Genomic DNA, 19749 nt, shown 5'->3' with positions numbered 1-19749 from the left:
CTACCGCAAGCGTCCCTGCTTGTGGGCGTCACGCAATCAGGGTCAATACAAGCCCCCCGCTACCGCAAGCGTCCCCGCTTGTGGGCATCACGCAGTCAGGGTAAATATAAGCTCAGGTATTCCACAATAATCACGGGCACTGCTATATAAGTACTCGTTTGCATTATCGACAAAACCTGCTTCTACCGGGTTGTTATGTATATAGTCTATCTTTGTTCAATCCCCCCGATACCGCAAGCGTCCCAGCTTGTGGGCATCACGCAGTCAGGGTCAATACAAGCCCAGGTATTCCATAATAATCACGGGCACTGCTATATAAGTACTCGTTTGCGTTATCAACCCTCACTACCGCAAGCGTCCCCGCCCCCGCTACCGCAAGCGTCCCCGCTTGTGGGCATCACGCAGTCAGGGTCAATACAAGCCCAGGTATTCCACAATAATCACGCGCGCTGCTATATAAGTACTCGTTTGCATTATCAACAAAACCTGCTTCTACCGGGTTGTTATGTATATAGTCTATCTTTTGTTCAATCACCGCCGCGCTCCACAATTCTATTGGCTTATTGTGTTGCTGCCAGAATTGATTTTTAGAATTATTTGGATTTGCAGCACCTGCCTTTGCAAAACTTTTTAACAGCCATTCGCGACGGCTTTCTTGTATATTGCCGGCTATTAATGCAATCAATTTACGCGCAGTTACAGACTTAAACCCGCCAATCATTTCGTCCGGTTTAACCTTAACCGACCTGAATACCAAATGTACGTGGCTTGGCATAATACACCATGCATAGATTTCCATCCCCTTTTCTTTGACACAATAGTTAAGGTCATCTACCAGGCAGTCAAAGTACAAACGTCGCACAAATACATCTACCCAAAAGACGGTAGCAAAACTTACAAAGTAAAGACCTTCAGGGTCAAGAAATTTGTAGTTGCGGCTCACAAATTAAATATAGCATAATTTTCCCATCCCACAAGCGGGGACGCTTGCGGGAGCGGGGTCAAGAAATTTATAGTTGCGGCTCACGCTTAAACATAGCTTATATTTTTACATTACCACAAGCTAGGACGCTTGCGGTAGCGCAGGGTGTTTGATAAACGGGAAAGGCAGTCAAAATCCCAGCGTTAATTTACGCACCCCTGGCCACACCATGGCGATGCTATGGCGATGGCACCTTTATTAATGACTAATAAGTGTAGTTATGGCAATATTATGCCGGCTTTAATTAACGTAAACTGTTGATTTACAGCTGCAATGGCTATCTTGTCAGCGAAATGAAACACCCGCCCCCCTGGCAATGCCACCCACCCGTTCGCATACGTAAATCGGCCGCAAAGCTTTAGACCGTAACCGTGCGGCCAACAATAAATTAGGTATATTAGCCATACCATTTAATCAAGCTGTTATGAAAAGTCTGCTTTACTCTTTTGTTGTATTACTGCTCACGGTTAGCTCATGCAAAAAGAGCGACAGCCTTGCAGATATTATTCTGGGTAAATGGCAATTGTTTGCATCAGTTAACGTAAGCGCCAGTTCGGTTGATCCTGCTACCACTTACTTATATGTAAAATTCAATAGTGACGGCAGTCTGGGTGGCAATTTATACCCCAACTTCACCAATTACCAGTTTAATGCCAACAATGGCACTATCACATTTACAGGAAACGGTTCTTCTATCCTATACAATTATTCCTTTGTAAACAGTCAGCTCAATTTGTCGCTCCCCAACACGCTTACTACAAATTACCTAAGGTTTAAGAAGGTACCTTAGTGTCCAGTCCACGGTTGATAGCTAATAGACCATAGCAGCCTCTGTTTTCTCTGTTTACCATGGTCTATTGTCAATGGTCTATGGGACTCAACTAAAAACGTATCTTTGCTGCTGCAAACCGTTCTGTCGCTGCCGTTCATCCGGCAGAGGAAAGTCCGGGCAACACAGGGCATCCTGCTTCCTAACGGGAAGGGGTCGTACCAGCCGGCTACAGCAAGTGCCACAGAAAATAAACCGCCCGTTTCAGGATGGGTAAGGGTGAAAACGTGAGGTAAGAGCTCACGGCTTTTACGGGCGACCGTAATTGCGGTAAACCTCAGGAGTTGAAAAACCAAATAGGTCTCAATTGAAAAGCGGCCCGCTTTATGTGTTTCGGCACGGTTGAGATGGGTAGGTTGATAGAGCCGTGCAGCAATGTACGGACCAGATCAATGACAGAATATCCGCAAGGATACACAGAACCCGGCTTACAGGTTTGCTGCTGGTTTTAACCCTTTGACTTGATAGTCGGAGGGTTTTTTTATTAGCCTCACCCCAACCCTCTCCAACCGAAGAGGGAGTTATTGCTTGTCCTTTCAGCAAATGTCAAATGGTATTTTGGGCGTTGCCCTGCCTGCGGCAGCGCCGGGCTATCCGCTATAACTCCTCGTCCCCACGATACCGTGGCGACTGCGGGGTTTCCGCTTTTATCCCTAACGCGAACCGGCATCACCTACTTCGTAGCAACCGCAATACGGTAAGTGTTCTTCAGCATTACGCTGCCGTCCGCTTTTACGAAAGGCATAACCGCCGTACGCACGGCGTTGTAAACCTGCTCATACCCGCTGTTCTCGATAGCTCTTGCCGGCGGCCCTGCAGAAAGCATTCCTCGCATAGCGGTTTCCAAATTAGGGTATTCCCATGCGCCGGGAACATCGGTTACAATAATATCTTTAAAGCCGGAATCGGTGAGCAAATTCTTCAACACATCGGGCTCAGATAGCGCGTACGGCCCCGGTGCGCCCGGCGGTGGTGGCGGCAGCATACTGCCAACGGCTTTAAGGTATACCGCGGCTTCACAATCTTCCCTGGCACCCCACACCGTCGCTGTTAAAGTTCCGCCCGGTTTTAAAACACGCCGTGCTTCTGCAAGCGCATTGCCCACGTTAGCGGCATATTGAAAGGAATTGAATCCGGTGACAACATCGAACGACTCATCTTCAAATGGCAGTTCTTCCATCTCCCCTTCTACAAAAGTGCAGTCGGGGTAACGTGACCGGGCTTGTTCTATGAAATTTTCTGTGGCATCCAGGCCGGTTACCGTGAGGCGCAGATCTTTAGCCATTCCGCAGAATATGCCGGATCCGCAGCCTACGTCGAGCAAAGTGCCGGCCGACCTGATCTGCGATAATCCCGCGACATAATCGTATCCCGGCATGCCGGTAGCTTCCTGAATGTCTGCCCAGTCTTGCGGGCGCTGACCCCACAAGTGCGATTGTATAGCTTTTGATCCCATAAAGCAATTTACTAAACTTCGGCCATAACAAACATTCCTTTGGCAATTCTATTTAGTGTGTTATGACCAGCATTGCAAAAGAATTCCGTGTAACCAACGGCAAAAATTTCTCCCTCAAAGATTACAAAACAGATTATACTGCCGATTACAACAAAGAGGGTGCAGCCGAGACTTTAAAAGGCCTTATCGCTGAGATCTCGGATCTGCAGGAAAAACTTTACGCCGAAAAACGCTGGTCGGTGCTCGCCATCTTCCAGGCTATGGACGCGGCAGGCAAAGACAGCGCGATAGCACATACTATGAGTGGCATTAATCCGCAGGGCTGTCAGGTTTATAGTTTTAAACAGCCCAGTACAGAAGAGTATGAGCATGATTTTCTGTGGCGGCATTACAAGGCCCTGCCCGAGCGAGGTCGCTTTGGTATTCATAACCGTTCGCATTATGAGAATGTGCTGGTTACCAAGGTACACCCTGAATATATCTTAAATGAAAACCTGCCTGACATTACCGACACAAAAGACATCAGCGATGATTTCTGGAAAGACCGTTATAAAAGCATATGCCATTTTGAGAACCATTTGCACCGCAACGGTACCGTCATCATCAAGTTCTTTCTGCATCTGTCAAAAGATGAACAGCTAAAGCGTTTTATGAAACGCCTTGATGACCCGTCAAAGAATTGGAAATTTGCCGAAGGCGACCTCGCAGAGCGCGAGCGCTGGAAAGATTACATGCAGGCTTACGAAGACGCGATAACCCACACAGCTACTGAGCATGCACCCTGGTATATTTTACCTGCCGATAAAAAATGGTTTACCAGGATCGCTATCTCGACCATTTTATTGGAGACACTAAAAAATCTCCACCTACAATTTCCTAAACCCGCGCCTGAAGCCGAGACTAAGTTCGATGCTTTGAAAGCTAAGCTTTTGAGAGAGCAGTGATAAGTTATTTAGTAAATTTCATCTGAGCCGGCGTTTATCATCTTTACCGCATTCTCAAAAGTGTCAGTTAAGTAGTCTGTGACCTCTGTTCCTTTAAATTCATAATGCTTAAAGATCCCAAGTCTCGTTCTTGAAAATGCTATTATGTGGGAATTTAAAAGAAAATCACAGAATCCGATAATATCTTTATTCTGAATATCCTCCAATTCATCAATAATCCTCCCTAAGGACCAAAAAGAAAACATATGTTCCTGCCAATCCAATCCCTCAAAACCGTTAGCTGTGAGATACAATTGCCGAAAATCTTCCGGAAAAGTGAATTGAAGTTTTCTTTCGACTTCTGCTAATTGCGCTAAAGATGCAGGCGGGTTCAATTTTGTCTCAGATGATTCCCATTTTAAAACGGCCTCTTTGATCCATGTTTTCATATAGCATAACTTACGCTAATGCCTGTTTCAAATCTTCTAACAAATCTTCGATATCTTCTACCCCCACGCTCAGGCGCAGTAAATTATCAGTAACACCAACCGCCTCGCGCACATCTTTTGGTATAGAGCCGTGTGTCATCGTTGCCGGGTGATTGATCAGCGATTCTACCCCACCCAGCGATTCTGCAAGGGTAAAAACTTTAAAGCCTGATGATATGCGGAAAGTTTCTGCAAGATCGGCACCTTTCAGGGTGATAGAAATCATACCGCCAAAATCGCGCATTTGCTTTTTGGCAACTTCGTGGTTTGGGTGATCGGTAAAGCCCGGCCAGTAGATCTTATCCACGTGCGGGTGGGTCTTCAAGAATTCTGCGACCTTGCGTCCATTTTCGCAATGCGCTTTCATGCGCAGATGAAGTGTCTTGATGCCGCGCAGTACCAGGAAGCTATCCATCGGCCCGGGAGTAGCGCCGCAGGCATTGTAAATGAACCACAGTTTTTTATACAATTCGTCGTCGTTCATTACCAAGGCACCCATTACGACGTCTGAGTGGCCACCGATGTACTTAGTAACCGAATGCATTACCACGTCGGCACCCAGATCCATTGGGTTTTGCAGGTAAGGCGAAGCGAATGTGTTATCAACCACCAGCAGTAAGTTTTTAGCTTTGGCATGTTTCGCGATAGCTTCAATGTCAACCACTTGCATGGTTGGGTTAGTAGGTGTCTCTATCCAAACCAACTTTGTATTGTGGTTGGCGTACTGCTCGATTATAGCAGGGTCTGACAGATCAAGAAAATGAAACTTGATACCATATTCAGCATAAATCTTAGTAAAAATGCGGTACGAGCCTCCGTAAAGATCATTACCGGTGATCACTTCGTCGCCCGGCTTCAGCAATTTCATCACGGCGTCCGTCGCACCCATACCGCTTGAGAACGCTAGTCCGTGCTTGGCATTCTCCAGTGCTGCCAGACATTCTTCCAGGGCCTTGCGGGTTGGATTTGTGCCACGCGAATACTCGAAACCCTGGTTGTCGCCCGGCGCTTTTTGCGCATAGGTAGACGTCTGAAATATAGGGGTCATCACCGCCCCTGTTGATGGATCGGGCTCTTGCCCGGCATGTATAGCTTTTGTTGCGAATCGCATAGTTAGTGAATAGTTGATTGAGTGAGTAGAGAATGGTTCCTATTCTCCACCTTTTTTATTTTTTAAATAAAGTATATAACCGTTGATCAATTTCAAGCAGCTTTCATGTTCAATATAGTAAGCATCAAACACTTTACTGGTTATAATATTGTCATCTAGGGCAATTATTAAATGATCTGATGTTTCCGATAGTGAACCACGAGCGACAACACAAAATCTTATATTATCCTGATAGTTTTAACGGCCATGACCTTCTGCAAGATTATTACCGACAGAACGCGACGAGCGAATTATTTGGTCAGTAAGTCGATATTTATCTTCAATTGGAAATGACTTAACCAATCCGGAGATATAGATTCTTATCTCGCGAGCCTTTTTCCAAACATCTAAATCTGTAAATGACGCCATAAATTATTAAACTACTCACCACTCACAAATTCAACCATTCACTAATCGTCAATACGCCCTTGCAAACAGTACCCGTTCTTTAGACGGTTTGCCTGTAAGGATGCATTTGCCTTCTTCCTGTTTATTGTTTAAAGGAATACAACGGATAGTGGCTTTGGTTTCTTCTTTTATACGTTGTTCTGTTTCAGGCGTGCCGTCCCAATGCGCTGCAAGGAAGCCCGGCTTTTCGTCGAGCAGACGTTTAAATTCTTCCCAATCGTTTACCTCAGTTGTATTTTCTTCACGGAAGTCTAATGCCTTCTTAAAAATATTTTGTTGTATCTCTTCAAGCAAACCTTCAATGCGGTCTGCCAATCCGGCTTGCTCAACAGTTTCTTTAGTGCGCGTATCACGACGGGCCAGTTCAACTGTTCCGTTTTGCATATCGCGGCTGCCAATGGCAACTCGTAAGGGCACGCCTTTAAGTTCATACTCGGCGAATTTAAAGCCGGGGCGCTGCGTATCGCGGTTATCGAATTTTATAGAGATGCCTTTAGCCTTAAGTTCAGCGGTTAAACCTTTTACGTAGTTGGTGATGTTTTCCAGTTCGTCGTCGTGCTTGTAAATCGGCACAACAACCACCTGTATAGGCGCAAGCATTGGCGGCAATACCAGTCCCGCATCATCAGAGTGTGCCATGATCAACGCGCCCATCAAACGGGTAGATACACCCCAAGAGGTAGCCCAAACATAATCAAGCTTATTTTCCTTATCAGAAAACTTTACATCGAATGCCTTCGCGAAGTTTTGACCCAGAAAATGCGAGGTGCCGGCCTGCAAAGCTTTTCCGTCTTGCATCAGGGCTTCAATACAATAGGTATCCAGTGCGCCAGCGAAGCGTTCGTTCGGCGTTTTGCGGCCTTTTACCACGGGTACGGCCAGCCAGTTCTCTACAAAATCTGCATAAACCTCCAGCATTTGTTCTGCTTCTGCTACAGCTTCTTCAGATGTAGCGTGCGCGGTGTGCCCCTCCTGCCATAAAAATTCACTGGTACGAAGAAACAACCTGGTCCGCATCTCCCAACGTACAACGTTAGCCCATTGGTTAACCAGAATAGGCAAATCGCGGTAAGATTGTATCCAACCTTTGTAGGTATGCCATATGATGGTCTCAGATGTTGGCCGAACGATGAGTTCTTCTTCCAATTTCGCTTCATCGTCTACAATAATATTCCCTTCACCATCGTTCTTTAACCGATAATGCGTCACCACAGCGCATTCTTTGGCAAATCCCTCAACGTGGCTTGCCTCTTTTGAGAAGAAAGATTTTGGTATAAAAAGCGGAAAATACGCATTGCTATGGCCGGTGTCTTTGAACATCTTGTCGAGCACGGCCTGTATTTTTTCCCAGATGGAGTAACCATATGGCTTGATGATCATACAGCCCCTCACCGGCGAGTACTCGGCAAGGTCTGCTTTTATTACCAGATCATTAAACCATTGTGAATAATCTTCGTCTTTACTGACGATACCTTTGCTCATAGTGTATTAGTGGAATGAAATTTGACTGATAGAATACGTATAATTGCGGCCAAATTTATAAATTTAAACTTTAATAGAACTTTAACTTCTACATCAATGAAAATAAATATACTTAACGGATTGGTACTTATTGGGGCACTTTCCATCGCCTCATGTTCCACCCAAAAGTTAGCTTCGAATGGTACTATCGAAGATGACGTTTACAATACCAAAGCAAGGGCTGGCGACAAAGTTGATCTTCCTCCGCCCACTTATCGAGAAGACGTTTATACAGATGAACCCGAAACGGGTGATGGTCAGTATTACGACTCATACGGTAATGGCGCAGGCAGCGATTATTACTATTATGACAGTTATGCCTCGCGTATAAACCGTTTTGGTTACTCCTCTCCTTTTAACTTTTATGACGACTACTATTATGGCTATTCGCCCTATGGTTATGGCTACGGTAATGGCTGGAACGTTGGCTTAGGCATTGGTTACGGCTACGGCGGTTTTGGTTATGGCGGATATTATGGCTACACCGGATATGGATTTGGCTTAGGTTATGGCCTTGGGTACCCTTACGGTTATTATGGTTACTCGCCTCTGGGTGTTGGTTATGGCGGGGGCTATCCTTTTTGGGGTGTTTACTCTGCGTATGCGAATACACCACGCCCTTACCGCGGTTCAGGCGCGCCGGGCTTTGGCGGTTTAGCCAATCGTTTGCCACGCACTTCTGTGTATAATGGCGCATATCCCGGTGTTAACGCGTATCCCGGCAGGCCGGTTGGCGTTAATGGTTACCGCGGCCGTGGCGGCGTAGGTACAAATGGTTATGGTAACCGCGTAGGCACGAATGCATATGGCGGTAACAATAATAACTATGGTGGCCGTGGCAACGGTAACGGCAACAACGGTTATGGGGGCATGCGTGCGCCAAGAACAGATAATCAACAGCCGCAATATCAGCCGCGTACATCAAACTCGTTCCCGTCTGACGGTGGCAGCCGTGGTGGCGGCAGCGCACCGGCATCAAGCGGTGGCGGCGGCGGTGGCAGACCGGGCAGACCTTAATTTTTAATCTTACTACCTTTTTATGAAAATAAAATACCTTATACCCGTAATAGCCGGACTGGCTATCACACAACATAGTTATGCGCAATACGCGCAGGATGCTTTACGCTTTTCTACCGGTCAGCCCGGTGGTTCTGCGCGTATCAAAGCTTTAGGAAACGCAGGTACAGCCATCGGGGGCGATTTAAGTTCCATTGGTAATAATCCTGCAGGCTTGGGTGCTTTTACCCACTCAGAATTTAGCTTAACGCCTGAGCTGAACAGCTCTAAGGTGAGCGCCAATTATTTCGGCAGTAACAACGCCGCATCCAAAGATCAATTGAATTTGAGCAATGCATCATTAGTGCTTTACCAACGATTGAACACTGCTAAAGGTGCCGACAAATCGCAAGGTTGGTTAAGCCTAAACTTTGGTGTTGGTTATAACCGCACCAACAATTTTTATCAGAATACTTTTTACTCGGGCCGCAACCCTAATACATCTATTGCAAACTACTATGCCGAGCAAGGAAACGCTAATGGTATAGCAACCGGCTCTTTACAACGCGGCGCTTATGATCAATTGCTAATTGATAATTATGGCACCACTGCTGCGCCTGTTTACAGGAGCAACGTCGTTGGCGGCGGTCCGGTACAAACGAAGAATGCTTATGAAACGGGAGGCCAGTCTGAAATTGACCTCTCTATGGGTGCCAACTACAGCAACAAGTTGTATTTGGGCTTTGGTATCGATATAACTGATCTTCGTTATAACTCTACCCGTTTTCTTAATGAGCAAGGACTTGTTTCTGTTATAGAAAGTGGCGCGCCGGTTAATCGCGCGTACAATTCCACTTATGAACAAGACCAGGCAACACGAGGCACGGGTTTCAATGCACGCTTTGGTTTAATTTACAAACCTGTTGATGCGGTACGTATCGGCGCTTCTTTTACAACGCCAACCTGGTACAATATTGATGATGCTTACGCCGAAAGTTTAAATTCTACTGTAGCTAACCACAGTGTGCCGCAATACGGCCCTGCAAGCTATCCATTCAACTACAACTTACGTACCCCGCTTAAGGTAGCCGGCGGTATAGCCGTGTTTGTTGGTAAGTTAGGTTTCATTACCGGTGATGTCGAATATCAGGATTACTCTTCTATCCACTTGTCGGCGTCAGGAAACAGTGGAGTGGGTGATAACTATTTTAATGCTGATAATAACGACGTGAAGAATTTATACCGCTCTGTAGTTAATGCGCATGTTGGAGCCGAAATTAAAGCAGATCAGTTTTACTTGCGTGGCGGTTATGGCGTACAAGGCAACCCGCTTAGACAATATGGTGGTGAAGCAAATACCGTAAGCGGTGGCATAGGTTACCGTTTTGGCGGCGCTTACATCGACGCTACCTATAGCCATGTTTCGAGCACATCTACTGTATTCCCATACGAATTAACAACTGCTACAAATTACGGAGCCGGCCTTAAAAACACGTTTAACAATGTGTTTCTGACCCTAGGCTTCGCTTTGTAAAAATAAGAAATAGAGAAAAAGCCCCGCTCTAATAATAGATCGGGGCTTTTTTATGCAGGCCCGTCGAAGTTAATCTTCGTTAATAAATGAGCGCAGCATCCAGGTATTTTTCTCTTTGAATTGCATAAAACGGTTAACCATATCATTGGTACCATCATCACCGGCGTTAGCGGTAATGTCAAGTATATCACGTTCCAACTCAATTAAGGTAGCCATGTCGTTAATCAACGCCTTAACCATTATCACGTCTTCCATGCCAATGGTGTTCTCTTCTTTGATTTTGGCTGTCTTGATATAATCTTCAAAAGTGCTGATAGGCGGTTTACCTAAGGTAAGGATGCGCTCGGCAAGTTCATCAATAGTCAGTAATGCTTGATTGTAAAGCTCTTCGAACTTTACATGCAGCGTAAAAAAACTTTTGCCTTTAACATTCCAGTGGCAGCCTCTAAGTTTTTGGTAGTGTATATGATAGTTGGCCAATAGGTCATTCAGATGGTCTACAACAGGCTTCACCTGTCCTTCGTCTAAGCTTATCTCGTTTGCGTTCATAAAATTAAGTATAAATCGTTAACAGTTTTACTAACCATCTTGTTTAGGCGCTAAAAATGTTTGCCCATATTTGCAGGCGATGCAATTAAGCCCATACATCAACATTGAACTCACACACCCTGTATGGCGGATGCAGATCGATGAACAGGAAGATATTCTTTGTCTTGAAACGCGCGACGTTGCCAATAAAGCGGCTGCCTTCACAACTATAGATGTACGTCACGGGAGGATTCTCTTCAAAAACAAAACATTACCGAATGGCTGGCTATGCGGATTGGAAGTGGCGGCTTTCGGTGTGATGTTGGTGCACGGTTACCAGTCAGAAAATTTGCCGGTACGGAAAGGCTTGATGGCCATCGATGCTAAAACCGGTGACTTGCTGTGGGAAAACCATAACCTGAATTTCGAAAGCGTTGCAACCACTGACTTTAGGGTTTACGACCTGCGCATCCAGCCCAAGCGGATCTCTGTAATTGATGCAAAAGCAGGCACTGCCTTAAGCAATGCGCCAGTGATTGATGAGCAGGCATCTAGCATTCTTTTTCCTGAATCTGTAGTTGATGACACCGTCCACAAGCTTGGTATTCCGGATATCAGCATGCCACATACGGCGCTTTTGCTTAGCCATAATGGATACATAATTGTATCTTTGCACGCGCTTTCGGCGGGGGTTGTCAATCAATTTTTATATGTGATAGATAGCAATCGAAATGTGGTTTTTAAGGATATTATCGCAACAGATATACAAAAACTGCAACCCGAAGCGTTTATAGTGTTTAAGCAAAAACTGATCTGGTTACAGAACAGGTCGGTGGTTAAAGTTTTACATCTGTAATCATAAAACCAATTTATGAGGTCAAATTTCTTGCTGCTATCTGTTCTTGTATTACCCCTGTTATCTAAAGCAACTACGCCGGTCGACTCGATTGGGGTCGAAAATCAAAACGGAAAAAAAGTCATTCTTCATAAGGTCGATGCAAAGGATACCTATTATTCAATTGCGCGTCGTTATAATATTAAGCCACAGCTGGTTATAAAATTCAACAGCAGCGCTGCCTTACACATCGGCGATGTTGTTAAAGTACCTACAGAACTTTCTTTTGTACAGACCGCAACCGGCCAGCCGGCCGCTACGCAGGCAGTTGCTGATGGCGCTGTTATACAATATAAAGTGGCCCAGCATGAATATCTTTTTGGTATAGCTAAACGCTTTAACACAACTGTTGAGGATATTAAAAAGCTTAACAACCTTACAAAAGACGCGCTGCAGCCCGGCCAGATACTCAATATTCATCAAGGCGGATCTACAACTGTAATCGCGCAACAACAACAGCCGACTCAGACAACTGTCGTTACCAACAAGCCTGTTGTAGTAGCGCAGTCGGTTCCTGTTACTCCCGCTGCAACCCAGCCTGTAAACACAGGTCAGCCGGGCACAGCAATTCAGTATAAAGTAACAAAACGCGAGTATTTGTATAGCGTTGCAAAACGCTTTAATACAACTGTAGAAAAAATTAAAGAGGATAATCAACTAACCAGCAACGCGCTAAGGCCCGGCCAGGTATTGGTCATCACTTCGGGTGCTGCGCAGCAAGTTGCCACAGTAGAAACTGTAAAAACGGATACCATTCCGCCTGCCAAACGTGACACAACGCGTACCAACAGTATCGCCGACAGTTTAGCCGAACATAAAGCCCCCTCTCGTTACGGATTATTTGAGAAAAATGAACATGGGATCGCTACGTGGATGGACGACGCATCTTTCGACGCAAACAAAAAATTGGTATTGCACCGCACCGCCCCCATCGGCACTGTTATAAAGATCACCAACCCAATGACCAGTCGCACCACCTTTGCGAAGGTTGTTGGCCGTTTTACTGATAATGAATCAACAAAAGATGTTATTATTGTGATGACAAAAAATGTTGCAGAATCGCTTGGTGCGCTTGATAAGCGTTTCAGGGTAAATATCAGTTACGGGGTATCAAATGAATAAGCCTTATATTATAGGTGTGGCCGGCGGAAGCGGTTCCGGTAAAACTTTCTTTCTTAAATGCTTTCTGGCCCATTTTAAGCCCGAAGAGGTTTGTTTAGTATCGCAGGACGACTACTATTTCCCGGTTGCCCATGGCATGACACCTGAAGAGATAGCGCTATACAATTTCGATCTACCCTCCACCATCGATAACGAGCACTTTTTGAAAGACATTCAAAAGCTGTTCAACTACGAAACGGTCTATAAGCAGGAATATACTTTTAACAACCTTAACGCTGTGCCAAAAATGTTAGAGATAAAGCCGGCTCCGATTATTATCGTGGAAGGCTTGTTCATTCTGCATTTTAAAGAGATTGCCAACCTGCTGAATATGCGCATCTTCATAGACACCGAAGAACAGGTTGCATTACAGCGCCGTTTAAAACGAGACCTAGAAGAACGTGGCTACTCGCATGAGGATGTAATGTACAGATGGCATAACCACGTGCAGCCCGCCTACAAAGAATTTCTTTTACCTTACAAATCAGGCTGCGATAAAGTGATCACTAACAATTCGCACGTTGCTGATGATATTATTGCTATTACAGACGACATCTCTCAGCAACTAAGAGAAAGCGTATTGCAAAACTCTTCACGTTAACTTCTAAACTTCAAAACAAATTTTGGCACTGTCTGGTTTCTTAACAAAACAGACGCCATGAATTTCCCTGAAGAAAATAACGAAGAAAAACCACGTGCTTACCACGTGGACGACGATAACAACCTCGAAGAAAAAGATTTGAAACGTTCATTTCTTTTTGGACAGGATGAAGATGCCAACCCCGATCAACCCGGCTATGAAAGCCATGGCGCGGGAGGTCAAAATTTTGGCAAGACCAATGTAACTACATCGGGCGATGATGAAGCGAACCCCTCACAAAACGCAGGTTATAGTAACGCCTACTTTGCCCGTACAGAACCATCTGAGGAACACCCCGAAGATTTGAACTTTAAACCCGAAGATCAGCAAGGTGCACCGCATGAGGATGGTGCCAACGGCACTTCATCGAATGGAGAAAGAATTCAGGAAGGCACGGCAGATTATGATGGCGGAACCCAACACGGCGAGCGAGAGGATACAAATCCCGACCAGTCTAAAATGGAAAACGGTAATTAATTTTCCGCTTCCCAACCGGTATGTTGCTCAATGAATGCTTCTAACTGTTTTGCCATATCGGCTTGTTCTGCAACCTTTGGATGGCCGGGTGTATTTTTGTAGTTGACAATGAAGCTGAGTATTTTTTTATCGTGGAGCTGCTTAACTGCGATGGCTACATAACCCCGCCAGTCTGATCCCGGTTTGCTGATATCCATATTACCCAACATACAGACAATGGTGGCCTTAGGATATTTTGAGCGGATGTTTCGGATGAATGTTGTATAAGCATTAATAATATAAGCCGGATCGGGATAAACATCGGTAAAGCGAGCTTTATATTGCGCGTTATCCGGCAGCTTTGTAATCCAGGAATCGTTTTGCATTAAATTGACGACAACTACCTGGGGCTTGTATTTGCTAAAATCCCATTTGGAAAGTGAATCCGACGGATCTTGGCGATCATATAGTTCGGGCATGATCTGCGGAAACCAACTTACCATTATTCCAATGCCGCTTCGGGCAATACAGCTATACCGCGCATTAAAATACCTTGATGTAAGAGCAGCGTAAGACAAGTACCCGTCTTCAAACTCGGGCGTGCCCCTATCCTTTCCGCTGGTATCCAAAGTGCCGTATCCGCAAGTGATGGAATTACCGTAAAATTCTATCGCCCGCTTAGGCGCCTTGGGTGCTTTATTTACAACAGCGTTCGCGGGTAACTCAAATCCATAGAGCCAGGTGTCGCCGTGCACAAACTCTGTACGCTTAAATAATTGCAGCGTATGGTTATCATCTGAAAGTTGGCTTGCAAGTTGGTAGCCATGTTTCGTGCTGTCGGGATGGATGTCGGGCAAAGGCTTACCATCAAGTATTACTTTAAGATAATTAAGGCCACCCTCGTCTTTCAACACGGCGCCAATGCCGGTTCCTTTAAAACTAATCTGCACCGAATTTCCGGTCCATGATAATACGCTATGATCACCTTTATAAGTAATCCTACCCTGGTAGGTCAATTCCTTAGCGTTAGCGGCAATAAATTTACTTTGAGCGTTTGCCCACAATGCGATACCAAAAGCCAGGACAAGGGCAGGAATAACTTTAGCTTTCATGAAAGTAAATCAGATAGTTTATAAATGTAATAGAAAAGGCCGGTGTTTCATCCAGCCTTTCCATTCAGAAATATATCAATTTAGTTACTCAGTTGAAAATTTATAGGTATGGTGTACTGCACACGCACCGGCTTGTTTCCTTGCAGCCCGGGCTTCCATTTTGGCGCCATCTTTAAAACACGCAAAGCTTCGGCATCCAATTGGTTGTCAATGCCTTTGATCACTTTAACATCTGAAAGGCTGCCGTCGCGCTCAACAATAAATGATAATATCACGCGTCCCTCCACGTCGGTATTTGGATAGCGCATGTTCTTCTGCAAAAATCTGGACCAGCCGGCCATACCACCAAAAGGTTCGGGGGCTACATCTGTCAGTAAATGCACTGTATTATCCACCGGTGCAGCTTCGGTTGCGTTACCCACCCCTCCGCCGGTCGCGGGTATATCAACAGGTACGTTTACATTGGTGGAAGTACCTTTACTGGCCTCTGCCCCTACTGCGGCATGCTCTATTTCCGTAAGCGTCGGCGGGTCTGTTGGTATGTCTTCGCGCGAGGTGACATGCGTAGGAATAACAACCGTTCTGGCTGTTGACTGCGAAGCTAATGGCGGGTGTTCTATTACAGGTTTTGGTTTTGCCGGCGGCGGTTGCAGCACCTTGGTAAGGTCTACAACCGTGGTGTGTACAGGCGCGTCATCTTTTGTTGATCGTTTAGTTACAATGTTGATAATAAGTGCTGCGCCAACAACCCCCACTACAGTGCAGCCAATGGCCTTCGTCATAACCCTTCCGTAATGGTTTCTGAGTTCATATGCACCGTAATTTTTGTTGCGGTTTGCAAACACAAGATCAAGCCACTCGGTCTTGTAGAGATCAAATTTTGGAATTAGCATAGCCGTTTAGTTTAATTGGTTAAAAGTTTGTTTCTCTATAGATGATAATCGTCCACATTTTCCATAAACTATTTTTTAAATTTTGCATCTTTGGACATTTTAGTAGCGACTAATAAAAATCCGATCGATTATTAACTGAATTTTATTCCCTTTTATGTCAAACATCCGTTTTAAGGCACTTGAAGCCGTGATGACCCGTACAATTCCTGAAGTGAAACTTCCGGGCGAAAAAATTTCGGGCTATTTTGCAGCAAACGTTTTCGATAAAAAGAAAATGCGCGAGTATTTGTCTAAAGAAGCTTTTGAAAGCATTACCAATTCTATAGACAACGGCGAATCTATCCAGCGTGAAACTGCAGAGCAGATTGCTTCAGCTATGAAAGCATGGGCTATGAGCAAGGGCGCTACGCATTATACACACTGGTTTCAACCCTTAACCGGCACAACTGCTGAAAAACACGACGCGTTTTTTGAGCCAACAGCAGACGGCGCAATAGAGAAGTTTAGCGGTGAAGCACTGGCACAACAAGAACCTGATGCATCAAGCTTTCCTAACGGTGGCATAAGGAACACATTTGAGGCACGTGGCTATACCGCCTGGGATCCATCATCTCCGGCATTTATTATGGGCCGTACACTTTGTATCCCAACAATATTTGTTTCCTACACGGGCGAAGCGCTGGATTACAAAGTGCCGTTGCTTAAAGCACTTAGTGCGTTAGACAGGGCTGCTGTTGATGTATGCCACTACTTTGATAAGGGCATTGAGAAAGTAAACGCTTCTTTGGGTATAGAGCAGGAATATTTTTTGGTTGACCTGGCGTTGTACAACGCCCGCCCTGATATGTATTTGACCGGCCGTACGCTATTTGGTCACATGTCTGCAAAAAACCAGCAATTAGAAGACCATTATTTTGGATCGATACCTGAGCGTGTTTATGCCTATATGCAGGATTTTGAAACAGAAGCATTGCTGTTGGGCATTCCGTTAAAAACAAGACATAATGAGGTGGCACCCTCTCAGTTCGAGTGTGCGCCCATATATGAAGAGATCAACCTGGCGATCGACCACAACTCGTTGTTGATGGACCTGATGGATAAAGTAGCTAAACGCCACAATTTCAAGGTATTATTACACGAGAAACCTTACGCAGGTGTAAACGGATCGGGCAAGCACAATAACTGGTCTATGATCACCAATACCGGCAAAAACTTATTGTCGCCGGGCAAAACGCCGAAGAATAACCTGATGTTCTTAACGTTCTTTGTCAATACCATCAAAGCGGTTTCAGAACATGCCGACCTGTTACGTGCTTCTATCGCATCTGTAAATAACGACCACCGTTTAGGTGCTAATGAAGCCCCTCCTGCAATCATTTCTATATTCCTGGGTTCGCAGTTGAATGATGTTCTTGATGAGATCGATACATCACGTATCAGTAAAAAATTAAAGGATGAAGCGCTGCTATGGCAAGGCATTCCTAAAGTGCCGCAAATACTAAAAGACAATACAGATAGAAATCGTACGTCTCCGTTTGCGTTCACAGGTAACAAATTCGAATTACGCGCTGTTGGTTCATCTGCCAACTCGGCCAGTCCGATGACGGTCCTTAACCTGATAGTTGCCGACCAGTTAAAACGCTTTAAAGTTGATGTTGACAAACTGATCAAGAAAGGCGAAAAGAAAGATGTAGCCTTGATGACGGTGATCAAACGCTATATTAAAGAATCTAAATCAATTCGTTTTGAAGGTAACGGCTACAGCGGCGAATGGGAAGTTGAAGCAGAAGGCCGCGGTTTAGCAAACGTTAAGACAACGCCTAAAGCGCTTGATGCGTTGGTTACTGAAAAAACCGAAAGACTTTTCGAAGAAACCGGCGTGTACACCAAACGTGAAGCGCATGCCCGTCACGAGATCTTACTGGAAGAATACTACAAAAAATTGCAGATTGAAGCGCGTGTTATGGGTGAACTGGTTAACAGCCTGATCATTCCGGCGGCTATCGCGTACCAATCTAATCTTGTTGACAGCGTTGCCGGATTGAAGAATATTGGCTTAAAAGAAGACAGCTACGCCGCGCAACTAACCATCATTACTAAATTGGCAGAGCACATCAATTTCATTAAATCTAACACAGATCAAATGGTTGAAGAGCGCAAAAAAGCCAATAACATTGACGATACCCGCGAGAAAGCTATCGCCTATGACGAGAAGGTGAAAGCATTCTTTGAACCCATCCGCTACCACGTTGATAAATTAGAACAACTGGTAGATGATAGTCTATGGCCATTGCCAAAGTTCAGAGAATTACTTTTTATTAAATAGAGCTTAACGCCCCTCCTAAAGAGGGGCTTTTTTATGGTAGCGGTTCTGCAGGGGCGGCGCCTTCTTTAATGGCCGTTTTGTTTTGTTCGCCCTTAATTAAGTCGGTAACATATTGCAACTTTAAATGATCATAAAACGAGTGTTTATCTATGAGCACAGACGCAAGACTGGCCACCATGCCGGCAAGTATGAGATGGAAAATAAGGTTGTGCCTGTCGGTCATTTCCAGTACCAAGATCACTGATGTAAAAGGCGAACGCGTAACACCGGTTAAAAAGGCTACCATGCCGGCAAGTATCATAATGTTGGCATCCGCATCGTTAGCGGTAAACCAGCCTGCAAAAGTTGAGCCTATATTTGCACCTGCACTTAAGGCAGGCGCAAATACGCCACCTGCTCCCCCTGATGTGAAAGATAATATCGATCCGCCCATCCGCACAAACGCGTCATACCATTCAGAGTATTTATTGTGCGTAAACAAAACCCTTACCATAGTTTCCTTACCCGATCCGAGGGATTCTTTGCCGAGGAAATAGCCTATCGACGCAACAACGAACCCCACTCCAAGTGCATACAATAATTGGTGACGCTTAAATGGGAATTTCTTTTTCCATGCAAATATCCATAACATTACCTTAGTGGTACCACTGCCGGCCAAGCCGCCTAAGAGCGCCACTAACACCACGGGGAAAAAGACCCAGGCCGATAAGTGATCTATCTTGGGATACCCCAGGTACAGGTATGGGCCTAAGAATGCCTCAGCCGTTAAGCCTGCAATAATCACCGACGAAAATATGGCGGTTTTAAAGAAGCTTATATGTGTTTTGGTCAGTTCTTCAATTGCGAATACTATCCCACCCAAAGGTGTATTAAACGCGGCTGCAAGGCCGGCCGCAGCTCCTGTAACCAGCATGTTTTTTTTGGCGATCTTTGGCCACCAGTCCGGCAAAACGCCGTAAATTAACTTATAAACCGATGCTGAGATCTGGATGGTCGGTCCTTCGCGGCCTACTATGGCTCCTCCTATGGCCATCACAAGACTTGAAGCTACCTTAATAATGATGATTCGCCAGCTAAGCAGCTTATCTACCAGCCGATTAGTTTTGGGCGATGAAAGTTCAATGGCGGCCATCACTTGCGGGATACCACTACCTCTTGCATAAGGCGAATATTTGTTAACCAGCCACCAGGCAATTACAAAACACAATGGAGTGACAACAAACAGCAGCCACGTGTGAAAATGATAAATAATAGCAGTTAGGTTTTCGGCGTATAAGAACAACCGGGCATAAGCAACCGCGAACAAGCCGGTAATGACAGACGCTATCCAAAAAGGTATCGCCTGCAGCGCGTTTTTCTTTAATTTTTCATTATGAATACGATCAAAGATCCTTTTCAGAATCAGCCTTATGGCAGAAAACAATTTCATGCAGATGGTAGAATGGCACGCT

18 protein-coding genes, 1 other RNA gene and 1 pseudogene are annotated in these 19749 nt (G+C 45.2%); 10 read left to right on the top strand and 10 right to left on the bottom strand.

What is annotated here, in order from left to right:
- Positions 1–397 precede the first annotated feature (397 nt).
- The gene (locus GO620_RS05995) at positions 398–943 is read right to left on the bottom strand and encodes an REP-associated tyrosine transposase (protein ID WP_200230752.1); all 546 of its coding nucleotides are present in this window, start codon (positions 941–943) and stop codon (positions 398–400) included.
- A gap of 463 nt (positions 944–1406) precedes the next feature.
- Between GO620_RS05995 and GO620_RS05990 the strand changes: the two genes are divergently transcribed.
- Positions 1407–1772 carry a hypothetical protein gene (locus GO620_RS05990; RefSeq protein ID WP_157523575.1) on the top strand — a complete coding sequence of 122 codons (366 nt, stop codon included), beginning with the start codon at positions 1407–1409 and terminating at the stop codon, positions 1770–1772.
- Positions 1773–1882: 110 nt separating this feature from the next.
- Positions 1883–2258, top strand: an RNA gene (gene rnpB, locus GO620_RS05985) — RNase P RNA component class A.
- Positions 2259–2484: 226 nt separating this feature from the next.
- On the opposite strand, the gene GO620_RS05980 is transcribed toward rnpB, so the two are convergent.
- Entirely contained in the window at positions 2485–3267 is a 783-nt protein-coding gene (locus GO620_RS05980) for a class I SAM-dependent methyltransferase (RefSeq protein WP_157523574.1), read from the bottom strand.
- 62 nt (positions 3268–3329) lie between these two features.
- Between GO620_RS05980 and GO620_RS05975 the strand changes: the two genes are divergently transcribed.
- Positions 3330–4211 carry a polyphosphate kinase 2 family protein gene (locus tag GO620_RS05975; RefSeq protein WP_157523573.1) on the top strand — a complete coding sequence of 294 codons (882 nt, stop codon included), beginning with the start codon at positions 3330–3332 and terminating at the stop codon, positions 4209–4211.
- Positions 4212–4219: 8 nt separating this feature from the next.
- Here the strand turns inward: GO620_RS05975 and GO620_RS05970 are convergent, their stop codons facing one another.
- From GO620_RS05970 to proS, 4 genes and pseudogenes are all read right to left on the bottom strand, one after another.
- Positions 4220–4639, bottom strand: coding sequence for an SMI1/KNR4 family protein (locus GO620_RS05970; RefSeq protein ID WP_157523572.1), 420 nt, complete (start codon positions 4637–4639; stop codon positions 4220–4222).
- A 10-nt stretch (positions 4640–4649) separates the two neighbouring features.
- Complete coding sequence (locus GO620_RS05965) at positions 4650–5789, bottom strand: cystathionine gamma-synthase (RefSeq protein ID WP_157523571.1); 1140 nt, start codon at positions 5787–5789, stop codon at positions 4650–4652.
- Between the two features lie 39 nt (positions 5790–5828).
- A pseudogene (locus GO620_RS17475) lies at positions 5829–6197 on the bottom strand (four helix bundle protein).
- A 48-nt stretch (positions 6198–6245) separates the two neighbouring features.
- Complete coding sequence (gene proS, locus GO620_RS05950) at positions 6246–7718, bottom strand: proline--tRNA ligase (protein WP_157523570.1); 1473 nt, start codon at positions 7716–7718, stop codon at positions 6246–6248.
- Positions 7719–7814: 96 nt separating this feature from the next.
- Between proS and GO620_RS05945 the strand changes: the two genes are divergently transcribed.
- Both GO620_RS05945 and GO620_RS05940 read left to right on the top strand, forming a co-directional pair.
- On the top strand, positions 7815–8774 hold the full coding sequence (locus GO620_RS05945) for a hypothetical protein (protein WP_157523569.1): 960 nt from the start codon (positions 7815–7817) through the stop codon (positions 8772–8774).
- Positions 8775–8796: 22 nt separating this feature from the next.
- Positions 8797–10287, top strand: coding sequence for an OmpP1/FadL family transporter (locus GO620_RS05940; RefSeq protein ID WP_157523568.1), 1491 nt, complete (start codon positions 8797–8799; stop codon positions 10285–10287).
- Between the two features lie 69 nt (positions 10288–10356).
- Here the strand turns inward: GO620_RS05940 and GO620_RS05935 are convergent, their stop codons facing one another.
- The gene (locus GO620_RS05935; protein ID WP_157523567.1) at positions 10357–10836 is read right to left on the bottom strand and encodes a Dps family protein; all 480 of its coding nucleotides are present in this window, start codon (positions 10834–10836) and stop codon (positions 10357–10359) included.
- 79 nt (positions 10837–10915) lie between these two features.
- On the opposite strand from GO620_RS05935, the gene GO620_RS05930 reads away from it, so the two are divergent.
- The 4 genes from GO620_RS05930 to GO620_RS05915 are packed head-to-tail and all read left to right on the top strand — an operon-like array spanning position 10916 to position 13988.
- Complete coding sequence (locus GO620_RS05930; RefSeq protein WP_157523566.1) at positions 10916–11671, top strand: DUF4905 domain-containing protein; 756 nt, start codon at positions 10916–10918, stop codon at positions 11669–11671.
- 15 nt (positions 11672–11686) lie between these two features.
- Positions 11687–12832, top strand: coding sequence for a LysM peptidoglycan-binding domain-containing protein (locus GO620_RS05925; RefSeq protein WP_157523565.1), 1146 nt, complete (start codon positions 11687–11689; stop codon positions 12830–12832).
- On the top strand, positions 12825–13472 hold the full coding sequence (locus tag GO620_RS05920) for a uridine kinase family protein (protein ID WP_157523564.1): 648 nt from the start codon (positions 12825–12827) through the stop codon (positions 13470–13472). The genes GO620_RS05925 and GO620_RS05920 overlap by 8 nt, the downstream gene beginning before the upstream one ends.
- Before the next feature lie 57 nt (positions 13473–13529).
- Positions 13530–13988 carry a hypothetical protein gene (locus GO620_RS05915; protein ID WP_157523563.1) on the top strand — a complete coding sequence of 153 codons (459 nt, stop codon included), beginning with the start codon at positions 13530–13532 and terminating at the stop codon, positions 13986–13988.
- Here the strand turns inward: GO620_RS05915 and GO620_RS05910 are convergent.
- Positions 13985–15079, bottom strand: a complete 1095-nt coding sequence (locus GO620_RS05910; protein ID WP_157523562.1) for an SGNH/GDSL hydrolase family protein — start codon at positions 15077–15079, stop codon at positions 13985–13987. The genes GO620_RS05915 and GO620_RS05910 overlap by 4 nt on opposite strands.
- Positions 15080–15159: 80 nt before the next feature.
- The gene (locus tag GO620_RS05905) at positions 15160–15972 is read right to left on the bottom strand and encodes an energy transducer TonB (protein WP_157523561.1); all 813 of its coding nucleotides are present in this window, start codon (positions 15970–15972) and stop codon (positions 15160–15162) included.
- 154 nt (positions 15973–16126) lie between these two features.
- Here GO620_RS05905 and GO620_RS05900 point away from each other — a divergent pair, with 154 nt between their 5' ends.
- Entirely contained in the window at positions 16127–18298 is a 2172-nt protein-coding gene (locus GO620_RS05900; RefSeq protein WP_157523560.1) for a glutamine synthetase III family protein, read from the top strand.
- A gap of 31 nt (positions 18299–18329) precedes the next feature.
- Here the strand turns inward: GO620_RS05900 and GO620_RS05895 are convergent, their stop codons facing one another.
- Positions 18330–19727, bottom strand: a complete 1398-nt coding sequence (locus GO620_RS05895; RefSeq protein WP_157523559.1) for a chloride channel protein — start codon at positions 19725–19727, stop codon at positions 18330–18332.
- Positions 19728–19749 lie beyond the last annotated feature (22 nt).

Origin of the sequence: Mucilaginibacter ginkgonis (genome assembly GCF_009754905.2) — a bacterium.
In the GTDB taxonomy this organism is placed as follows: Bacteria; Bacteroidota; Bacteroidia; order Sphingobacteriales; family Sphingobacteriaceae; genus Mucilaginibacter; species Mucilaginibacter ginkgonis.
Note: the sequence above shows the minus strand (reverse complement) of the source record. Positions and strands in the feature narration are given on the sequence as shown.